The organism is Streptomyces ficellus (genome assembly GCF_030406405.1).
Lineage (GTDB): Bacteria > Actinomycetota > Actinomycetes > Streptomycetales > Streptomycetaceae > Streptomyces > Streptomyces ficellus_B.
On record NZ_JAUEPL010000013.1, the window covers coordinates 25819 to 43799 of the forward strand.

Here is a 17981-nt window from a genome sequence, read left to right on the forward strand (position 1 = left end):
ACAGGGGGCATTTCATGACCGACAGCAGTCACGAGAACGTGCCGAGCAGGCAGCGCAGGCGCTTCCCGGGTATTTCCTCGCGGGCCTACGAGCACCCGGCGGACCGCTCCGCGCTGGTCGCTCTGCGCAGGCTCAGCGGCTTCGACACCGTGTTCAAGGCGCTGAGCGGGCTGCTGCCGGAGCGCAGCCTGCGGCTGCTCTTCCTCTCCGACTCGGTGCGGGTCGGCGACGCGCAGTTCGCCCACCTCAACACCATGCTGCGGGACGCCTGTTACATCCTGGACCTGGAGAAGGTCCCGGCAATGTACGTCACGCAGGACCCCAAGCCCAACGCCATGTGCATCGGCCTCGACGAGCCGATCATCGTGGTCACCACCGGCCTGGTGGAGCTGCTGGACGAGGAGGAGATGCGGGCGGTCGTCGGCCACGAGGTGGGCCACGCCCTGTCGGGGCACGCCGTCTACCGCACGGTTCTGCTCTTCCTCACCAGCCTGGCGCTCAAGGTCGCCTGGATCCCGCTCGGGAACGTGGCGATCATGGCGATAGTGACGGCACTGCGCGAGTGGTTCCGCAAGTCGGAGCTGTCGGCGGACCGGGCGGGGCTGCTGGTCGGGCAGGACCTCCAGGCGTCGATGCGCGGGCTGATGAAGATCGCGGGCGGCAACCACCTCCACGAGATGAACGTGGACGCGTTCCTGGAGCAGGCGGAGGAGTACGAGGCGGGGGGCGACCTGCGCGACTCGGTGCTCAAGATCCTGAACGTGCTGCCGCGCTCGCACCCGTTCACCACGGTGCGGGCCGCGGAGCTGAAGAAGTGGGCAGAGAGCCGCGACTACCAGCGGATCATGGACGGGCACTACGCGCGCCGCTCGGAGGACAAGGACACCTCCGTCACGGACTCCTTCCGCGAGTCCGCGTCCCACTACGCCGACTCGGTGCGCACCAGCAAGGACCCGCTGATGAAGCTCGTCGGTGACATAGCGGGCGGCGCCGGGGACCTGGGCGGGAAGCTGCGCGACAGGTTCGCCGGCGGCTCGGGCGACTCGGGCGGTCCGGGCGGTCCGGGCGGTCCGGGCGGTCCGGGCGGTCCGGGCGGTCCGGGCGGTCCGGGCCGGGCGGGAAGCAACGGTCGGGGCGAGGGCTGAGCATGCCGGGGGCCTGACCGGGGGCCTGAACCGCGGGCCGGAACCGTGGGCCGGAACCGTGGCCGAAGCCCGGGCAACGTCAGGGGGTGGGGGATGAGGGCTGGGGCTGGGCGCTCGGGGCGAGGACGCCGCACACCGCGCCGGTGACCCGGCTGCCGGTCGCGTACGGGTCGGTGACCGAAGGTCGCGCGGGGGTGGCCCGCAGGCCGGCCGACAGGGGGTGCAGGGCGTCGGCCGTCTCAGCCGTGCAGGCCTGCGGGCCCGCCTGGACGCGGCTGGTCAGCACCTCCGCACGGTGCATCCGCAGGTCCTCGGGATCGAAGCGGAAGGCCAGCTCGCGGCGGACGGTGAACAGCGAGGCGTCGGCGGTGGCGTCCGCCCCGGCCGGGCGCAGCGCGTAGACGAAGGTGTGGTCCGACGTCACCTCCAGGACGTCGGGCGTCACCTCGGCCACCCGCATCGTGCCGCGGACACGCACCTCGGTGTCGGCCGGGCGGACCTCGGCCGGGTCGAAGCGCACCAGCCAGCCGGTCGCGGCGTGCCGCCCGTCGTCGGCCGGGGACACCATGCTCTGGTCGAACTGCTCCAGCTGGTCGGGGTCCACCAGCAGCCGCACCGGCCGCACCGCGTCTCCGGCCAGGACCTCAGGGTCGAGCGAGGACTGCACCAGGTAGTCCTTCACGGTGCTCAGCGCCGCGATGACCTGGCTCTCGGAGAAGTGCGCCGTGCGCTTCGCGGGCGGCAGGCTGATGCCGGCGGCACCCGAGTGGAACTGGGCGGCGGGGCTGCGGGCGTACAGATCGGCAGGCTTCCCGCCCGGCACGGCGCCTTGCGGCGCGAGCGGGGTCACGGAGCTCAGCAGCGGCTCGGCGCGCTGGTCGGGAAGCGGCTGGTAGGAAGTGCGGGCGCCCAGGTAGACCACGGATGCGAAGGCCATCGCGATCAGCAGGACCAGCAGCAGGGCGCCGTGGCGGGGGCGCTTGCCCGGCCCCCAGGCGGGGCGGCTGCGTACGGCCTCCACGTGGCCGCCCAGGCGCTCCTGCGCGGAGAACTCCTGGAGACGGGCAGCGCGGACGAACGACTCGTCGAAGACGACGGATCGGTATTCCTCCTCACCACCGCCGGGGAAGCCCTCCGGCGTCCCCTCAGGCGGGTCGCCACGCCCTGCCATACCTTCAGGGTAGGTCCGCCGGAGCCGCGGTAAACGCCGCGCTACGCGGCAAGTTCCCGGGTGGCTCAAGGTGTTCGCGGCACGGCTGACACGCCGGGGGCGCGGTACTCCGCCCTGGGCGGGGCCGTGGGCGAGAGGGAGGGTCCGCTGGGGGCCGGCTTGTCGACGCCGGTCGCCGCGGGCGCGGGGACCTTGTCGCCACGGCCGCCGGAGGAGCCCCGGTAGACGGCGGTGAAGGCGAGGGCGACCATGCCGACGCCCATCACGACGGCGAGGACCCAGGCCACGGGGCGGTGCCAGCGGGAGCTGGGCCGGTAGGGACGCAGGGCACCGCCGTGCGCCCCGTACGGTCCATGGCCGCGGCCGCGTCCATAGCCGTGGCCGCGACCGTGATCATCGTCGTCGCAGTCGCAGTCGCAGTCGGAGTCGGGGTCGAGGTCGTACGCGTCGCCGTACCCGCGTCCGTACCCGTCCTCGTACACCTCGTCGTCGGCCGCCGGCCCGCCGGCGCCGGCTCGGGCGGCTTCGGCGTCCGCACGCGCCTGGGCAGCGGCCAACAGGCGCTCGACGGCGGTCGGTTCATGGATCTTGGCCGCTCGTACGAAGTCCTCGTCGAACACCACGGAGGCGAAGTCCTCGTCGGCGCCTCCGCGGTCGTCGTCGGGCTCCCAGCCGTCCGGAAACGGCTTGCCCCCCACGTCGTCCGGCACCCGTTCAGAGTAGACCTGAGAGGTGGCTCTTGGGCAGGGCCCTATCGGGTGTGACCGTCGCCCGTCACGATGTACTTGGTCGAGGTCAGCTCCGGCAGGCCCATCGGGCCGCGGGCGTGAAGCTTCTGGGTCGAGATGCCGATCTCGGCGCCGAAGCCGAACTGGCCGCCGTCCGTAAACCGCGTGGAGGCGTTCACCGCCACCGTCGTGGAGTCCACCAGCTGCGTGAAGCGGCGGGCCGCCGCCTGCGAGGTGGTGACGATGGCCTCGGTGTGGCCGGAGGACCAGAGCCGGATGTGCGCGACGGCGGCGTCCAGCGAGTCGACGACGGCGGCGGCGATGTCGTACGAGAGGTACTCGGTCTCCCAGTCCTCGGTCGTGGCCGCCACGACCGTGGCCTTGGAGCCCTCCGCGTACGCCTGCACGCGCTCGTCGCCGTGCACGGTGACGCCCGCCTCGGCCAGGGCGTCCAGGGCGCGCGGCAGGAAGTCGGCCGCGATGTCCTGGTGGACGAGGAGCGTCTCGGCGGCGTTGCAGACGCTGGGCCGCTGCGCCTTGGAGTTGATCAGGATGTCGACGGCCATGTCGAGGTCGGTCTGGGCGTCGATGTACACGTGGCAGTTGCCGGTGCCGGTCTCGATGACCGGGACGGTGGACTCCTCGACGACCGTACGGATCAGGGAGGCGCCGCCGCGCGGGATCAGGACGTCGACCAGCCCGCGGGCGCGCATCAGCTCGCGCACCGAGTCGCGAGACTCGCCCGGCACCAGCTGTACCGCGTCCGCCGGCAGCCCGGCGCCGCCGACCGCGTCGCGCAGCACCCGCACCAGGGCGGTGTTGGAGGAGTACGCGGACGAGGAGCCGCGCAGCAGGACGGCGTTGCCGGACTTCAGGCACAGCGCGGCGGCGTCGACCGTCACATTGGGCCGGGCCTCGTAGATGATCCCGACGACGCCCAGCGGGACGCGGACCTGCCGCAGGTCGATGCCGTTGGGGAGGGTGGAGCCGCGCACGACCTCGCCGACCGGGTCGGGCAGCGCGGCCACGTCCCGGACGTCGGCGGCGATGGCGCGCACCCGCTCGGGCGTCAGCGTCAGCCGGTCGATGATCGACTCGCTGGTGCCGGCCTCCCGGGCCCGCACCACGTCCTCGGCGTTGGCCTCGACGATCTCGCTCGTACGGACTTCCAGGGCGTCCGCGATCGCCAGGAGCGCGTCGTCCTTGGCCGCGCGCGGGAGTGGCGCGATTTCGGCGGCGGCGGAGCGGGCCCGGTAGGCCGCCCGGACGACCGGAGTCATGTCGTCGTACGGCGTGACGGACGGCGAGGTGGAGGAAGCGGGGGAATGCGACGAGGTCATACTCGCAGCGTAATGCGCTCCCGGCGGGCACCCCTCACTTATCCCGTACTGCGAGACGGCGTCCTCACGAGACGACGTCCCGCCAGACAGCCAGGTCAGGAAGCCAGGTCAGGACAGCCAGGTCAGTACGGGTGTACGCCGACGGGCGCGGCGGGCGGCGGGCCGTACCCCTCGGCGATCCGCAGGTGGTACGTCTCGCGGTCGATGACCTCCAGGCCGACGATCTCCCACGGCGGCAGGTTGGCGCTCTGCCGGTGCTCGCCCCACAGCCGCAGCGCCACCGCGGCGGCGTCGTGCAGGTCGCGGGCCTCCTCCCAGTACCGGATCTCGGCATGATCGGTGGCGTACCTGCTGGTGAGCAGGAACGGGTGGTCGTGGGCGAGCTGCTCAAGAGCCCGTCTGACCTCCTTCAGCGGGGCCTCCTGGCCCGAGACGCTGAGGGTGATGTGCCAGAGCTTGGACACCGGGCGGTCCGGGGGGCGCCGGTCCGCTTCGCTCCCCGCCCGCCGGGCCCCGGCGCCGTCGTCGGGGCCGGCTTCGTCGAAGTCGGCCCCGGCCTCGACACTCGTCAAGGCGCGTTCGGTCGTCCCTCGGGCCAGAGCCCCTGGGCGCGCTCGTCTCACCGGCGGCCTCCTGTTGATACGTCGTGGTGCTGTCACCCCGCCTTACCCCTGAGACAAAGTTGACCAGTCCTGAGCGGAATGTGGGGCGGTTTTGGTGAAGCTCTCCGGCGGAGGGCCGGAGTTTCAGCCGTTCTAGGGGTGGAGGACGACGAGATCGTCTCTGTGTACGACCTCCCTTTCGTACGCCGGGCCCAGCTCCTTCGCCAGCTCCCTGGTGGAACGCCCCAGCAGCTGGGGGATCTCCTTGGAGTCGAAGTTGACCAGGCCGCGTGCGACCGCCCGGCCGGAGCTGTCGCGCAGCTCGATGGGGTCACCCGCGCTGAACTCGCCCTCGACCGCCGCGATCCCGGCCGGCAGCAGCGATTTTTTGCCCTCGACGACCGCCCGTACGGCACCGTCGTCCAGGATCAGGGCGCCCTGCGGGGTCGAGGCGTGGGCCAGCCACAGCAGCCGGTCGGCCGAGCGGCGGCCGGTGCGGCGGAAGTACGTGCCGGTGTCGCGGCCCGCGAGGGCGTCGGCGGCACGGCTGGCCGAGGTCAGGACGACGGGGATGCCGGCGGCCGCGGCGATGCGGGCGGCCTCGACCTTGGTGACCATGCCGCCGGTGCCGACACCGGCCTTGCCCGCCGAGCCGATCTCAATGCCTTCCAGGTCGGCCGGTCCGCGCACCTCGGCGATGCGTGAGGTGCCGGGCTTGGACGGATCGCCGTCGTAGAGACCGTCCACGTCCGACAGCAGCACGAGCAGGTCGGCGCGGACGAGGTGGGCGACGAGCGCCGCGAGCCGGTCGTTGTCGCCGAACCGGATCTCGTCCGTGGCGACCGTGTCGTTCTCGTTGACGACCGGCACGGCGCCCATGGCGAGCAGCTGGTCCAGGGTCCGGTAGGCGTTGCGGTAGTGGGCGCGGCGGCTGGTGTCGTCGCTGGTGAGCAGCACCTGGCCGACGCGTACGCCGTAGCGGGCGAAGGAGGCGGTGTAGCGGGCGACCAGCAGGCCCTGGCCGACGCTGGCGGCGGCCTGCTGGCGGGCCAGGTCCTTGGGGCGGTGGACGAGGCCGAGCGGGGCGAGGCCGGCCGCGATGGCGCCCGAGGAGACCAGGACGATCTCCTTCTCCCCGCCACCGCGGACCTTGGCGAGTACGTCGACGAGCGCGTCGACGCGGTCGGCGTCGAGGCCGCCGGAGGCGGTGGTCAGGGACGACGAACCGACCTTGACGACGATCCTGCGGGCTTCCGTTACGTACTGTCTCGCCACTGTCACGTGGGAAATCTATGTCAGTGGCGGCCTGGTGCGCTCGCGCATTCCATCGAGTGGACAGCCCGCTGGACACCCACCGCGCCGGTGCTCCGGACCACGCCCCGCACCACGGCGCCGCACACCACGGCGCCCCACGACCCCCGCCCCCGCCCCCGCAGTCCTACGCCGCCGCCCTCGCCCGCTCGTCCCTCATCCGCCGGACCCGCCCCCGGACCCGCCGCAGTACCCGCCCCGCCAGCCGCCGCGCCCTGCGCCGGGCCACGGTCAGCGTCCCGGCCGCTCCGCGCAGCTCGTACGCGGAGTCCGGGATGCCCACCGCCGGGTCGCGGAAGTGCGGGTAGGCCAGGTACTCGCGGCCCCACCTGCGCACCCGCTGGGGCTGCTTGCCCTCCTTGAGGAAGGTGACGATGTCGAGGAGCTCGGCCGGCTTGTCCAGCGCCACGCACGTCAGGCGCAGCCGGTCCTCGGTCTTCAGCCGGCCGGCCACGCCCGGCGTCCAGTACGCGGCCATCAGCGGCGCGGCCCGCTTCATCTTGTCGAGCAGGACCTCCCGCGACTGCTTGAGCAGGACGGGGCCGAACTGTGGCAGCAGCGTGACGATGAACGGCCGCAGCATCAGCAGGTCGCGCCGCTCCCCCGGCGGCAGGTGCGCGGCGATCAGCTCCATCAGCGCCTTCGCCGAGTCGAAGCGCAGCGTGTAGCTCCCGGTCTTGGTCACCTGCTTGCCGTCCGCGCGCCCCACCAGGTAGTAGCAGACGTAGTCGGCGACCACGGACACGCCGCTGCCGCGCAGGTACGCCTCCAGCGTGAACAGCGCGTCCTCTCCCGTACGCAGCGACTCGTCGAACCGCATGCCGTGCCGGACGAGCAGCTCGCGGCGGAAGAGCTTCTGGGCGCTCAGCGTGTACTTGACGTTGGAGGTGTAGATGTCGGCGCGCTCGACGGTCTGCTTCCACATCGACTTGGCGGCGTTCCGGTTGACGCCCACGGTCTTGCCGAGCACCACGTCCGTGCCCGCCTTGTCGCCCATTTCGACCAGGCGTTGCAGGGCCTCCTCCCCCAAGTAGTCGTCGGCGTCGAGGAAGAAGACATAGCGGCCGCGAGCCAGGGCCAGGCCGGTGTTGCGGGGCCCGCTGGGGCCGCCGGAGTTGGCCTGCCGGATGACGCGCGTGGGGACCTTGGTGCGGGCGGCGAACTCCTCCAGGTGCTCCCCCGTGCCGTCGGTCGAACCGTCGTCGACGGCGACGATCTCGATGCGGTCGGGGCCGATGGTCTGCGCCTCGACGGATTCGAGGCACTTCACCAGGTAGGGCATCGCATCGTAGGCCCCGATGATCACGCTGACATCGGGAGTGTTCTCAGTCATCGGCACCCACTGCACATACGGCGTAAACGGACAAAGGTCGTCCGCCATCGTGCCCCCAATGTATTTCCGCGGTGTGACGGCGCGCACAGCGGCCCGTAAGTGCGCCTCGGACGAGGGACTTACGGGCCGCGAGGTGTACGTCCGGCTTTACGCCGGCGTGCGTGCGCTCGTCTACGGGCATACGGGAACGGGCACAGGGCGCCACTCGGTGAGGCCACTCGATGACGCCACTCGATGACGCCGCTCGATGAGGCCGCTCGATGAGGCCGCTGAGTGGCGCCGCTCGATCGGGCCGCTGAGCGGGGCAACTCAGTGGGCCAGCGTCGGCTCCGCGCCGTTCTCCTTATCCGCGCCCTTCTCGTCCACCGTGTCCAGCGCCGCCGCCGGCGGTTCGGCGCCCGCGCCGTCCGCCTCCTCGCCCAGCTCGCCGATCGGCCGGCCGGCCAGCCGCTGCGCGACGCCGGTGTTGCGGGCCTCCGCCTTGGCGGCCAGCGCCCGCACCGCCGCGTTGAACCGCTCCATGGAGGTGGGCTCGTCCGGGCCGAGCAGGTAGCGCTTGAGGAGGCGCCGGTTCCTGGCCAGCGGGTCGGCGGCCGGGTCGGCGACGGCCGCCAGCAGCTCGTCAAGTTCGGCGGCGCTGTTGGTGAGGATGACGGCGGCCCGTACTGCGGTGTTCTGCCGCGTGAACTCCTCCGCGCCCAGCGCGGCCGAGTCCGTCACGGCGTACGGCTTGCCGCTCGCGATGAAGTCCGACACGACGCTGGAGATGTCGGAGACCATGCCGTCGGCCTCGTTGAAGCAGTCGTACAGCTTCGGCTCGGTGCCGGTGACGACCTTGTGCTCCCACCAGCCGAAGGAGCGCCAGTACGCGTCGTTCCACTCGGCGCGCAGCCGCTTGATCTCGGCCAGGCGCTGGGGGTCGGCGAGCGCGACGCGCGACTCCTCGGCCTCGTCGCCGCCCTTGCGTCCGGGCCGGGTGAGCGCGGCGAGGCGCGCCTCGATACGGGTCAGTTCGGCGCGGGCCTGGGACTGCCGGCCCTGCGCCGCGGCGGCCTCCTCCGCCCAGCGCGGGTCGGCGGCGCGCTCGGCGTTCGCCGCGGCGACCATCTTCTGGAGCCGCTCGTCGACGGCCTTGGCCTTCTTGTTGACGAGTCCGGTGAAGGGGTGCGGCTTGTAGATGACGCGGACCGGCCGGGGGGCGTTCAGCAGCCGCCTCATGATGTTCTCGCCGGCCAGCAGCAGGGAGGTGTTGCCCGGGTTGTTGTCCCAGCCCTCCCAGGTGGGCGCGTACAGGATGGTCGGCACCGGATTCTTCGGCGTGCCCGTCCAGCCGGTGATGGGCGCGAGCTGCGGGCGGCCCACCTCGACGATGTCGTCGTCGCGGACGCCGACGTCGGCGAGCGCGTACCGGTCGCGGCCGGCCTTCCCGGCCGTCCACACCTCGTCGTACACCTTCGAGAACGGGTTGACGCTGGCGAGCTTGTCGCTGTCGCCGTGCCCGATGAAGACGTGCTTCATGGTCGGTACGCGCAGCATGTGGATGTTCTTGCCGACGTTGGCGGCGTACAGGCAGACGCGGACCGAGGACAGGTCCATGGCCATCAGGTGCTGGCCGCCGGGTACGCACAGGATCGGCACGGACGTGGGGTTCAGCTTGTTGACCAGGCCGCGCTCGCGCATGATGATCAGCGGCCGGCCGTCGACCTGCTCCATCGTCTCCAGCCACATGTTGACCTGGTACGCGGAGTCGTCGGAGCCCGAGAAGTACAGCGCGACGGTCGGCTGGTACTCGCGCAGCCAGGTGCCGACGGCCTTCAGGACGGCTCCGGCGCCGGGCACCCGGCGCTTGCGGCGCAGGTAGGGGACGAGGGCGGCGGTGTAGAGCAGGCCCAGCAGGAGGGTCGCGGCCACACCCGCGTACCCGACGATGTCCGCGCCCGTGCCGGCGGCGATGATCACGCCGGCCATGGCGGGGATGTCCAGGTGCAGCATCTTCTCCGCGGAGCGGCTGAGCAGCGCCCGCGGCGGGGCGTCGGGGATGCGCACGGCGTGGAGGTCGATGTTGCGGGTGACGACCGGCATGGTGCGGCGCAGCCGGATGAGGGTGGCGAGGGCACCCTGCGGGGCCTGGAGGCCGTAGAACAGCAGGAAGCAGGCGACCGCGGCGTAGAACACCGGCTGTTCGGCGAGGCCTTCGCGGGCCAGCAGCAGGACGAGCAGCAGCTGGCGCAGCAGGAAGCGGATCGGCAGACCGGCCCTGATCTTGTTGAGCCGGTTGATCAGGTAACTGTTCTTCTGGTGCAGGTACCAGTCGGCGACATAGGTGACGGCGCCGGCGGCCGCGAAGAACCAGAGGTTCGGGACCAGCGCGGCGAGCATGACGCACGGATAACCCAGTCCCATCAGGACTGCCGCGGCCAGCTCCGACGCACTGCCCACGCGTGCCAGGCGAATGGCGGTCGAAATCACGAAGAACCTGCTCCAGAGGGGAGTGCCGGTTTATTCACTATGAGGACAATGAGAAAAGTCACGCGAAAGGTCACGTGAGGGGTGAAAGCGACGGGCCACGTGAAGGTGCGGCTTCACGAAGCCGGGCCTCTGCTTGCGCGACTAAGCGACAAACAGAGGCCCGGAAAAAGAACATCCAGCGAGTATTACACATCTTCCTGTCGGTCCAGCACGGAGGCCAGGGCCTGCTCGAAGCCGGACGCCTCGCTCGCCCCGCGGGTGGGGTCCTGCTGCCGTACGTCGATGACATGGCCGGTGAGCTCGGAGAGCAGCACGTCCAGCGAGGTCCGGGCCACGGCCTCGGAGGACAGCAGCGAACCGGCGGGCTCCTGGCCGAACGCCTTCGTACGCATCGGCGTGGCGGTGCGCTCGGGGTTGACGCAATTCACCCGGATTCCCTCGCCGGCCCATTCGTCGGCGAGGGCCTGGGTGAGATTCACCATCGCGGCCTTGGTGGACGAGTAAAGGCTGTACTCGGCGCGGCCGCGAGTGTAGCTGGAGGAGGTGTAGAGGAGCAGCTGCCCCTTGGTCTCCGCCAAGTATTTGTACGAGGCACGCGCGATGTGCACAGGTGCCAGGTAATTGACGTTCAGCGCTTCCTGAATGGTCGCGTCGTCGGTTTCGGCGAGCTTGCCGATGCGCAGCACGCCCGCCGTGTTGATGACGTAGTCGACGCGGCCGCTCTCGGCGTACGCCGTGGCGAGGGCCTCTTGGACGTGCTCGGGGTTCTCGACGTGGGTGCCGGTGGTGGAGCGGCCCAGAGCGTACACCGTGGCGCCGTAACGCTCGGCGAGCTTGGCGATGTCGGCGCCGATGCCGTACGAACCGCCGAAGACGACGAGGGTCCTGCCGGACAGCAGCTCGCGGTAGGCGGCCTCGTCGGCCTGGCGCGGAGCGGCGGTGGAGGCCAGCTGGAAGAGCTTGTCGGCGATGAACACGTCGACGGGCTGGGTGACCTTCATGTTGTACTCGTCGCCCGCGACGACGTAGATCGGTACGTCCGGCAGGTACCTCAGGACCACGGAACAGTCGTCGGTGGCCTGGAAGTTGGGGTCACCGGCCGCGATCTCGTACGCCCGCCGGATGGTGGAGAGCTTGAAGGCCTGCGGGGTCTGCCCGCGGCGCAGCCGGGAGCGGTCGGGTACGTCGGTGATGAACTCGCCGTCCCCGCCGTGGGTGCGGGTCACGATGATGGTGTCCGCGGACGGGATGGCGACGTCGACGGCCTGGTAGCGGTCGAGGGCGTCCACACAGTCCTTGATCACGCGCTGTGACAAAAGCGGACGCACAGCGTCATGGAAGAGGACGTTGAGGTCCTCGCCCTCCGTGAGGCCCTCGCCGAGCGCCCGGATGGCGCGCTCGGTGGTCTCGTTGCGGGTGGCGCCGCCCTCGATGACCCGGGTGACCTTGGTCAGTCCCGCCTTCGCGATGATCTTCTCCACGTCGGGCACGAAACCCGGCGCCATCAGCACGATCACGTCATCGACGCACTCCGCCTGCTCGAAGATCGTCAGCGTGTGCTCGATGACCGCCTTGCCCGCGATCTTCAGCAGCTGCTTGGGGATCGCGAGACCCACGCGCTGGCCGGTGCCCCCGGCGAGCACGACTGCTGTGGTGCGGGTCTTGGCTTCATGCGGCGCTGACACAGAACGACCTACCTTGCGACGACGGGGGGACGGGCTGATGGTCGCACTCTCCGTGACCGTCTCGCAAGGCGGACATAGGGCACCTCACACCCACCCGACACCTGGCGTTCACCGTGTGGCCAGGCAGAGCGGACACGCGCCACGACGGCACCCCGGTGACCGACATCACGCGTCCGGGCGCCCGGCGGCCTGATCGACCACATTGAGTACGAGATCGTTGGCGGCGCTGTGGAACACCTTGACGGTGACCCGCTCCCGCGGCTTGCCGGCCAGCTTCCTGACGACCGCGCGCACCAGTGACCCCTTCTTCGGTATCTCGATCGCCGGGTACGGGAAGAGGGAGCCCTTCTCCACCACGTCGTCCAGTACGCGCGCCAGGCGGGCCGGCTCGGCGCCCGGCGCGGGGCGGAGCCACAGGTCCCACACATCGTGAGGGTCCCGCTGACGGGCGGCGGGAGCCGCGGCGGGGAAGGTGAAACGGAAACCGTCGCGGCCATGACGGGCGCCGGGGAACGCCAGCTCATGCGGGTGGGCGCCCCGGCGGCGCAACAGCAGAATCGGTTCGCCATCCGGGTCCGCCGCGCCGTACAGCCGCGCGGAGACAGTGATCCTCCGGTCCTCGACGCGGACCTCGCCGAGCTCGGCGTGGACGGGCCGCACCCACGAGCGGAGGGTGAGAGCGCCGTTCCTTGTATACGGAACGAGTTGCCGGACCGGTTCGCCGGCGCCCTGCCGCCCGGCCGCGCGCATCGCGCCACGCTGGTCGACGGCGCGCGTCACCAGGGTCACGCGCTCGCCGCTGCCGGGCAGTTCGGCCTCGCAGGGCCACACGCCCTCGGCGAAGGGCGTGCCGGCGGGGACGGTCGCGACCCCGCGCTCGTCAAAGGCGAAGACGCGGTCGGCGACCACCAGCGTGGCGCCCTCACGAGGGGTGAGCAGCGTCACGGTCAGGGTGCCGTCGTCGGCCGCGACACAGTCGGCGAGGTGCGGGGCGGTGTCGGTCCGGGTCCGCGGTGCGGGGCGGACGGGGGTGACGGAGCCCGTGCGGTAGGAGGCCGACGCGCCGAGCTCGGCGAACAGCTCCTCGTACTGCTTGGCGACCGGACCCGGGTCGAAACGGCGGCCGTTGACGAGGGCGGCGGCGCCCATGCGGCGGCGCAGCCGCGGGTCGTCGATGAGCTTCAGCAGCGCGTGCGCGATGGCGTCGACGTCGCCGACGGGGACGAGCAGGCCGTCCTCGCCGTCCGTGATGATCTCGCGGGGGCCGTAGTCGCAGTCGGTGGACACCACGGGCAGCCCGCAGCGCATCGCCTCCACGAGCGTCATGCCGAAGGACTCGTGGCGGGAGGTGGACACGGCGATCGCGCCCTTGACCCACTCCGGCTCGATGGGGGAACGCGGGCCCATGAGGTGGACGCTGTTGTAGAGGCCGAGTTGGTCGATCCTCTTACGGAGCCGGTCCTTCTGGTTGCCCCAGCCGCAGATGCGCAGTGTCCACTCGGGTCGTACGGCGACGACCTTGCCGAACGCCTCGATCAGCACCTGGTACTGCTTCTCGGAGGCCAGCCGCCCGGCCGCGACGATCGTGGTGCCCGAGGTGTCGGAGGGCGTGACGACCGGCTCCGGCACGCTGTTGGGGATGGCCAGCACGCGGGTGCCGGGCAGCGGCATCTGCTCGCGCCAGGAGGCGGCGTCACCCTCGGAGACGGTGACGAAGGCGTCCAGCGTGCCGAGGTACCCGGCCATCTCGGCCCGGAGGGCGGGCTTGTGGTGGTTGTGCGTCATGTGCTCCTGGCCGATGAGCACGGCGCGCTCGGGCGCGAACTGCGCGACGTACGCGACGAGTCCTGGCCGGGTGCCTATGACGACGTCCGCGTCGGAGCCGGCGTAGTGGGCGCGGACGCGCTCGTCGGTGAGCCTGCTGTACTCCGTGTACCGCGCCTCGTTGCGGGGGAAGTGCTCGGCGGGCTGAAGGTGCCGTTCGTGCTTCTTCTCGTTCACCGGCGAGGAGGGGCGGGTGTCGACGAGCGGTACGACGGTGATACGCGGGTCGATCGCGAAGAGCGGCTCGTCCCGGTGCCGGAAGACGGAGACGATCTCCACCTCATGCCGTCCGGCGAGCTCCTCCGCGAGGTTCAGCGTGGTGCGGATGGTGCCGCCGATGCCGTAAATGGTGTGGATGAGGAAGGAGACCTTCATCAACGCTCCGTTCAAGTCAGCCGGGGCGCACCTGCGGCTCCGCCCCCGCCTGCAAGACGGCGATCCTTGGCCGCAGGTTGTGCGGCCGGCATGACTTGAACCTGATTTCATGCGCCTTTATCCCCACACCTGGGTGGTGCGGGGGCTTTGGGTCGTGCGCCAGCACCTGGAGGGGTGGGCCGGCCCCGAAGGGGCGCGCAGTGGGTCGTGTTCTGGGCGTACAACGACTGAGCTTGCGAAGCAGAGCCCAGGACACGAATCCCCGGAGCGGCCCCCACAGTGCGCTACCGCCCATGGCCGGCCCCGGCGGGGTCACGTCCAGCCGGACCGGCCGCACGCCCCCGTGCCCGGACGGCACCGGGCGGGGTCACGTCCAGCCCGGCCGGCCGCACGACCCCGCAGGGGCGCCCCCGGCCCGACCGCTGGACGCCCCCGCGCCGGGGCGCACGCACGAGGGGTGCGCCGCCAGGCGGGGGCCGGGGGATCAGAAGGGCTCGAAGCCCTCGAATTCGCGCTGCGCCTCGTCGCGCTCCGCCTCGCGGTCCTTGCGGCGCTGGGCCGCGGGACGCGGGGCCTCCAGGCGGTGGTCCTCGCCGCGGCGGCCGAGCATTTCCGCGCCCGCCATCATCGTGGGCTCCCAGTCGAAGACGACCGCGTCGTCCTCGGGGCCGATGGCCACGCCGTCGCCCGCGCGGGCTCCGGCCTTCATCAGCTCGTCCTCGACGCCGAGGCGGTTGAGGCGGTCCGCCAGGTACCCGACGGCCTCGTCGTTGTTGAAGTCCGTCTGGCGCACCCAGCGCTCCGGCTTCTCGCCGCGCACGCGGAACAGGCCGTCCTCCTCCTGCGTGACCGTGAAGCCCGCGTCGTCGACCGCCTTCGGGCGGATGACGATCCGGGTCGCCTCCTCCTTCGGCTTGGCCGCGCGCGCCTTGGCGACGATTTCGGCGAGGGCGAAGGACAGCTCCTTCAGGCCGAGGTGGGCGACGGCCGAGACCTCGAAGACGCGGTAGCCGCGTGCCTCCAGGTCCGGGCGGATCATCTCCGCGAGGTCCTTGCCGTCCGGGATGTCGATCTTGTTGAGGACGACGACACGAGGACGGCCGTCGAGTCCGCCGTACTGCTTCAGCTCCTCCTCGATGACGTCGAGGTCGGTGACCGGGTCGCGGTCGGACTCCAGCGTGGCCGTGTCCAGGACGTGCACCAGCACGCTGCACCGCTCGACGTGACGGAGGAATTCCAGGCCCAGGCCGCGGCCCTGGCTCGCGCCCGGGATGAGGCCGGGCACGTCGGCGATCGTGTAGACGGTCGAGCCGGCCGTGACGACGCCCAGGTTCGGGACGAGCGTGGTGAAGGGGTAGTCCGCGATCTTCGGCTTGGCGGCCGAGAGGACGGAGATCAGCGAGGACTTGCCGGCGCTGGGGTAGCCCACCAGCGCCACGTCGGCGACGGTCTTGAGCTCCAGGACGATGTCACCGGACCGCCCGGGCTCGCCCAGCAGCGCGAAGCCGGGCGCCTTGCGGCGGGCCGAGGCCAGCGCCGCGTTGCCGAGCCCGCCCCGGCCGCCCTCGGCGGCGACGTACGACGTGCCGTGCCCGACCAGGTCGGCCAGCACGTTGCCGCTCTTGTCGAGGACGACCGTGCCGTCCGGCACCGGCAGGATCAGGTCCTGGCCGTCCTTGCCGGACCGGTTGCCGCCCTCGCCGGGCTTGCCGTTGGTGGCCTTGCGGTGCGGGGAGTGGTGGTACTCCAGGAGCGTGGTGACCGACTGGTCGACGACCAGGATCACGTCACCGCCACGGCCGCCGTTGCCCCCGTCGGGGCCGCCGAGCGGCTTGAACTTCTCCCGGTGAACGGAGGCACAGCCGTGGCCCCCGTTACCCGCGGCGACATGCAGCTCGACGCGGTCCACGAAGGTGGTCATGTTTCTGTGCCTCCAGATACGTACATGCGAAATGTCTTAGACGTAACAAGCGAAAGGCGGACCTGCTTCCCGTACGGGAAGAGAGGTCCGCCTCCGCGAAAGTGGATCAGGCAGCCGTCGGAACGATGTTCACGACCTTGCGGCCACGGAACGTGCCGAACTGCACCGCACCGGCCTGCAGCGCGAACAGCGTGTCGTCACCGCCACGGCCCACACCCGAGCCGGGGTGGAAGTGGGTGCCACGCTGGCGGACCAGGATCTCACCGGCGTTGACGACCTGACCGCCGAAGCGCTTCACGCCGAGCCGCTGAGCGTTGGAGTCGCGACCGTTCCGGGTGGACGATGCGCCCTTCTTGTGTGCCATGTCTCCTCAGTCCCTTACTTCGCAGCCGTGGGGATCGCCGTGACCTTGATCGCCGTGTACTGCTGGCGGTGGCCCTGACGACGGCGGTAGCCGGTCTTGTTCTTGTAGCGCAGGATGTCGATCTTGGCGCCCTTGTGGTGGTCCACGACCTCGGCCTGGACCTTGATGCCGGCCAGCACCCACGGGTCGCTGGTCACAGCGTCGCCGTCGACAACGAGCAGGGTCGAGAGCTCGACCGTGTCGCCAACCTTGGCAGTGGAAATCTTGTCAACCTCAACGATGTCGCCGACAGCAACCTTGTGCTGGCGACCACCGCTGCGCACGATGGCGTACACGCGGATCTCTCTCTCACTCGGAACGGAAACCCCTGATGCCAGCCGCTCGCACGGGCCGGCCAGGCCCGTGAGTGTCCGGATGGGATGAGCGGCCTCTCCGGGGCGGACCCGGAGGGAGGTGCTCAGGAGCTGGCGCGCATGGAAACACGCCGACAGTCAAGGTTACGGGCCGGGCCCACGGGGGTCAAACCGGCCCCACACCGCCCGGGCCCAGGCCGCCCACCCGCCTCACGCCCGCCCGGGCACCGGCCCCGCACCGGTCTCCGCGGGCGGCACCGCCGCCGGTGCGGCCGTCGTGGGGGGCGGCGCTTTCTCCGCGGTGGCCACGGGGGTCTTCGACACCCCCAAGCCGGACCCGTACGCCAACATGCCCCGCTCGCTCGCGCTGAGCCTGCCCGCCGGGGGCGGCGGCGCCGAGCCGCCCCTCCCGCCGCTGCCGGACCCCCTGGAGGGCGGCACGGCCACCGCGCCGAGCCCCTCCACGCGCATCCCGTACGCGGACGGCCGACCGGACCCGCGTACGGTCGAGAAGGACATACCCACGACCCTGCCGTTCACGTTCAACACGAACGGCTACAAGATCGTCTCCGACCTTCCCGAGAACCTCCGGCCGTGGCGCAACCGGCCCACGGCGTGGGCGAACATCTCCCCGACCACCGGGAACTACCACCTCAACGCCCAGGGCGTGTACCTGTACTACCCGAATCAGTCCCAGAGACCGTACTTCGGCCTGCTGCGCAACCCGCGCTGGTTCTCGTACTACTGCCGGACCCACCGCATCCCGGCGCCGACGTACCACCACCACATCACCCTGTGGCAGCAGCTGCACTGGCACACCAACAGCGTGGTGTTCGCCCACCAGATGGACATGCTGGTGGACGACTTCCCCTCGCCGGGCGTGAAGACCGGCTCGGTGATCGCCATCGGCAAGGGCACGCACACGCTCTACAAGGTGGACACCACCGCGACCGGCGACTACGACAAGGTCAACCGGATCTCCGCCGGCGCGTACAAGGGCTACTGGATCGGCGAGGCGTTCCCGAACGTCTTCCTGCGCGGTGAGCACCAGCCGTACACCTACCGTGTGCAGCGCACGCTCACGATCCCGGAGAACCGCGACGTGATCGCGTACAAGTTCGGGACGGACGGCTCGACCGGCACCACCAGGACCATGAGGAGCTCGCAGCCGTACACCGCCCAGTTCGACCGCCGCGCGGTGGTCAACGGCCGGGCGATGTGCCGTATCTCGGCGGGCGAGCTGGCCGGCTACTGGGTCCCCGCCAACCAGGTCGTCACGGACGGCCGCTGACCCGGGTCCACGGGGATGGGTCCACGGGGCCGGGACCGGGCCCTGCCTGGCGCCCGCCCCGTGGACGTA

At 71.1% G+C, this 17981-nt stretch carries 14 protein-coding genes; 2 read left to right on the plus strand and 12 right to left on the minus strand.

Going from position 1 to position 17981, the window contains the following annotated elements:
* Nucleotides 1-14 precede the first annotated feature (14 nt).
* Nucleotides 15-1145: a M48 family metallopeptidase gene (locus QWM81_RS11595; protein ID WP_290111755.1), complete on the plus strand. Its 1131-nt coding sequence runs from the start codon at nt 15-17 to the stop codon at nt 1143-1145.
* A 79-nt stretch (nt 1146-1224) separates the two neighbouring features.
* Here the strand turns inward: QWM81_RS11595 and QWM81_RS11600 are convergent, their stop codons facing one another.
* From QWM81_RS11600 to rplU, 12 genes are all read right to left on the minus strand, one after another.
* Complete coding sequence (locus tag QWM81_RS11600) at nt 1225-2316, minus strand: SCO2583 family membrane protein (RefSeq protein ID WP_290111756.1); 1092 nt, start codon at nt 2314-2316, stop codon at nt 1225-1227.
* A gap of 65 nt (nt 2317-2381) precedes the next feature.
* Nucleotides 2382-3026: an SCO2584 family spore wall biosynthesis protein gene (locus tag QWM81_RS11605; RefSeq protein WP_290111757.1), complete on the minus strand. Its 645-nt coding sequence runs from the start codon at nt 3024-3026 to the stop codon at nt 2382-2384.
* Nucleotides 3027-3067: 41 nt separating this feature from the next.
* Nucleotides 3068-4384, minus strand: coding sequence for a glutamate-5-semialdehyde dehydrogenase (locus tag QWM81_RS11610; protein ID WP_290111758.1), 1317 nt, complete (start codon nt 4382-4384; stop codon nt 3068-3070).
* 122 nt (nt 4385-4506) lie between these two features.
* Nucleotides 4507-5007, minus strand: coding sequence for a DUF8830 family protein (locus QWM81_RS11615; protein ID WP_290111759.1), 501 nt, complete (start codon nt 5005-5007; stop codon nt 4507-4509).
* A gap of 132 nt (nt 5008-5139) precedes the next feature.
* Entirely contained in the window at nt 5140-6267 is a 1128-nt protein-coding gene (gene proB / locus QWM81_RS11620; RefSeq protein WP_290111760.1) for a glutamate 5-kinase, read from the minus strand.
* Nucleotides 6268-6424: 157 nt separating this feature from the next.
* On the minus strand, nt 6425-7630 hold the full coding sequence (locus tag QWM81_RS11625) for a glycosyltransferase family 2 protein (RefSeq protein ID WP_290111761.1): 1206 nt from the start codon (nt 7628-7630) through the stop codon (nt 6425-6427).
* Between the two features lie 309 nt (nt 7631-7939).
* Complete coding sequence (locus QWM81_RS11630) at nt 7940-10099, minus strand: hypothetical protein (RefSeq protein WP_290111762.1); 2160 nt, start codon at nt 10097-10099, stop codon at nt 7940-7942.
* Nucleotides 10100-10284: 185 nt separating this feature from the next.
* A complete protein-coding gene (locus tag QWM81_RS11635; RefSeq protein WP_290111763.1) occupies nt 10285-11784 on the minus strand; it encodes a bifunctional cytidylyltransferase/SDR family oxidoreductase in 1500 nt (499 codons plus the stop codon).
* Between the two features lie 165 nt (nt 11785-11949).
* Nucleotides 11950-13983 carry a glycosyltransferase family 4 protein gene (locus QWM81_RS11640; RefSeq protein WP_290111764.1) on the minus strand — a complete coding sequence of 678 codons (2034 nt, stop codon included), beginning with the start codon at nt 13981-13983 and terminating at the stop codon, nt 11950-11952.
* Between the two features lie 484 nt (nt 13984-14467).
* A complete protein-coding gene (obgE, locus tag QWM81_RS11645; RefSeq protein WP_290111765.1) occupies nt 14468-15904 on the minus strand; it encodes a GTPase ObgE in 1437 nt (478 codons plus the stop codon).
* A gap of 106 nt (nt 15905-16010) precedes the next feature.
* Nucleotides 16011-16268, minus strand: coding sequence for a 50S ribosomal protein L27 (rpmA, locus tag QWM81_RS11650; protein ID WP_156694431.1), 258 nt, complete (start codon nt 16266-16268; stop codon nt 16011-16013).
* A gap of 14 nt (nt 16269-16282) precedes the next feature.
* Nucleotides 16283-16603 (minus strand): 50S ribosomal protein L21, encoded by a 321-nt coding sequence (rplU, locus tag QWM81_RS11655; protein ID WP_017944922.1) that lies wholly within the window; start codon nt 16601-16603, stop codon nt 16283-16285.
* Nucleotides 16604-16898: 295 nt separating this feature from the next.
* Between rplU and QWM81_RS11660 the strand changes: the two genes are divergently transcribed.
* Nucleotides 16899-17912 (plus strand): hypothetical protein, encoded by a 1014-nt coding sequence (locus tag QWM81_RS11660; RefSeq protein WP_290111766.1) that lies wholly within the window; start codon nt 16899-16901, stop codon nt 17910-17912.
* The last annotated feature ends 69 nt before the right edge of the window (nt 17913-17981 follow it).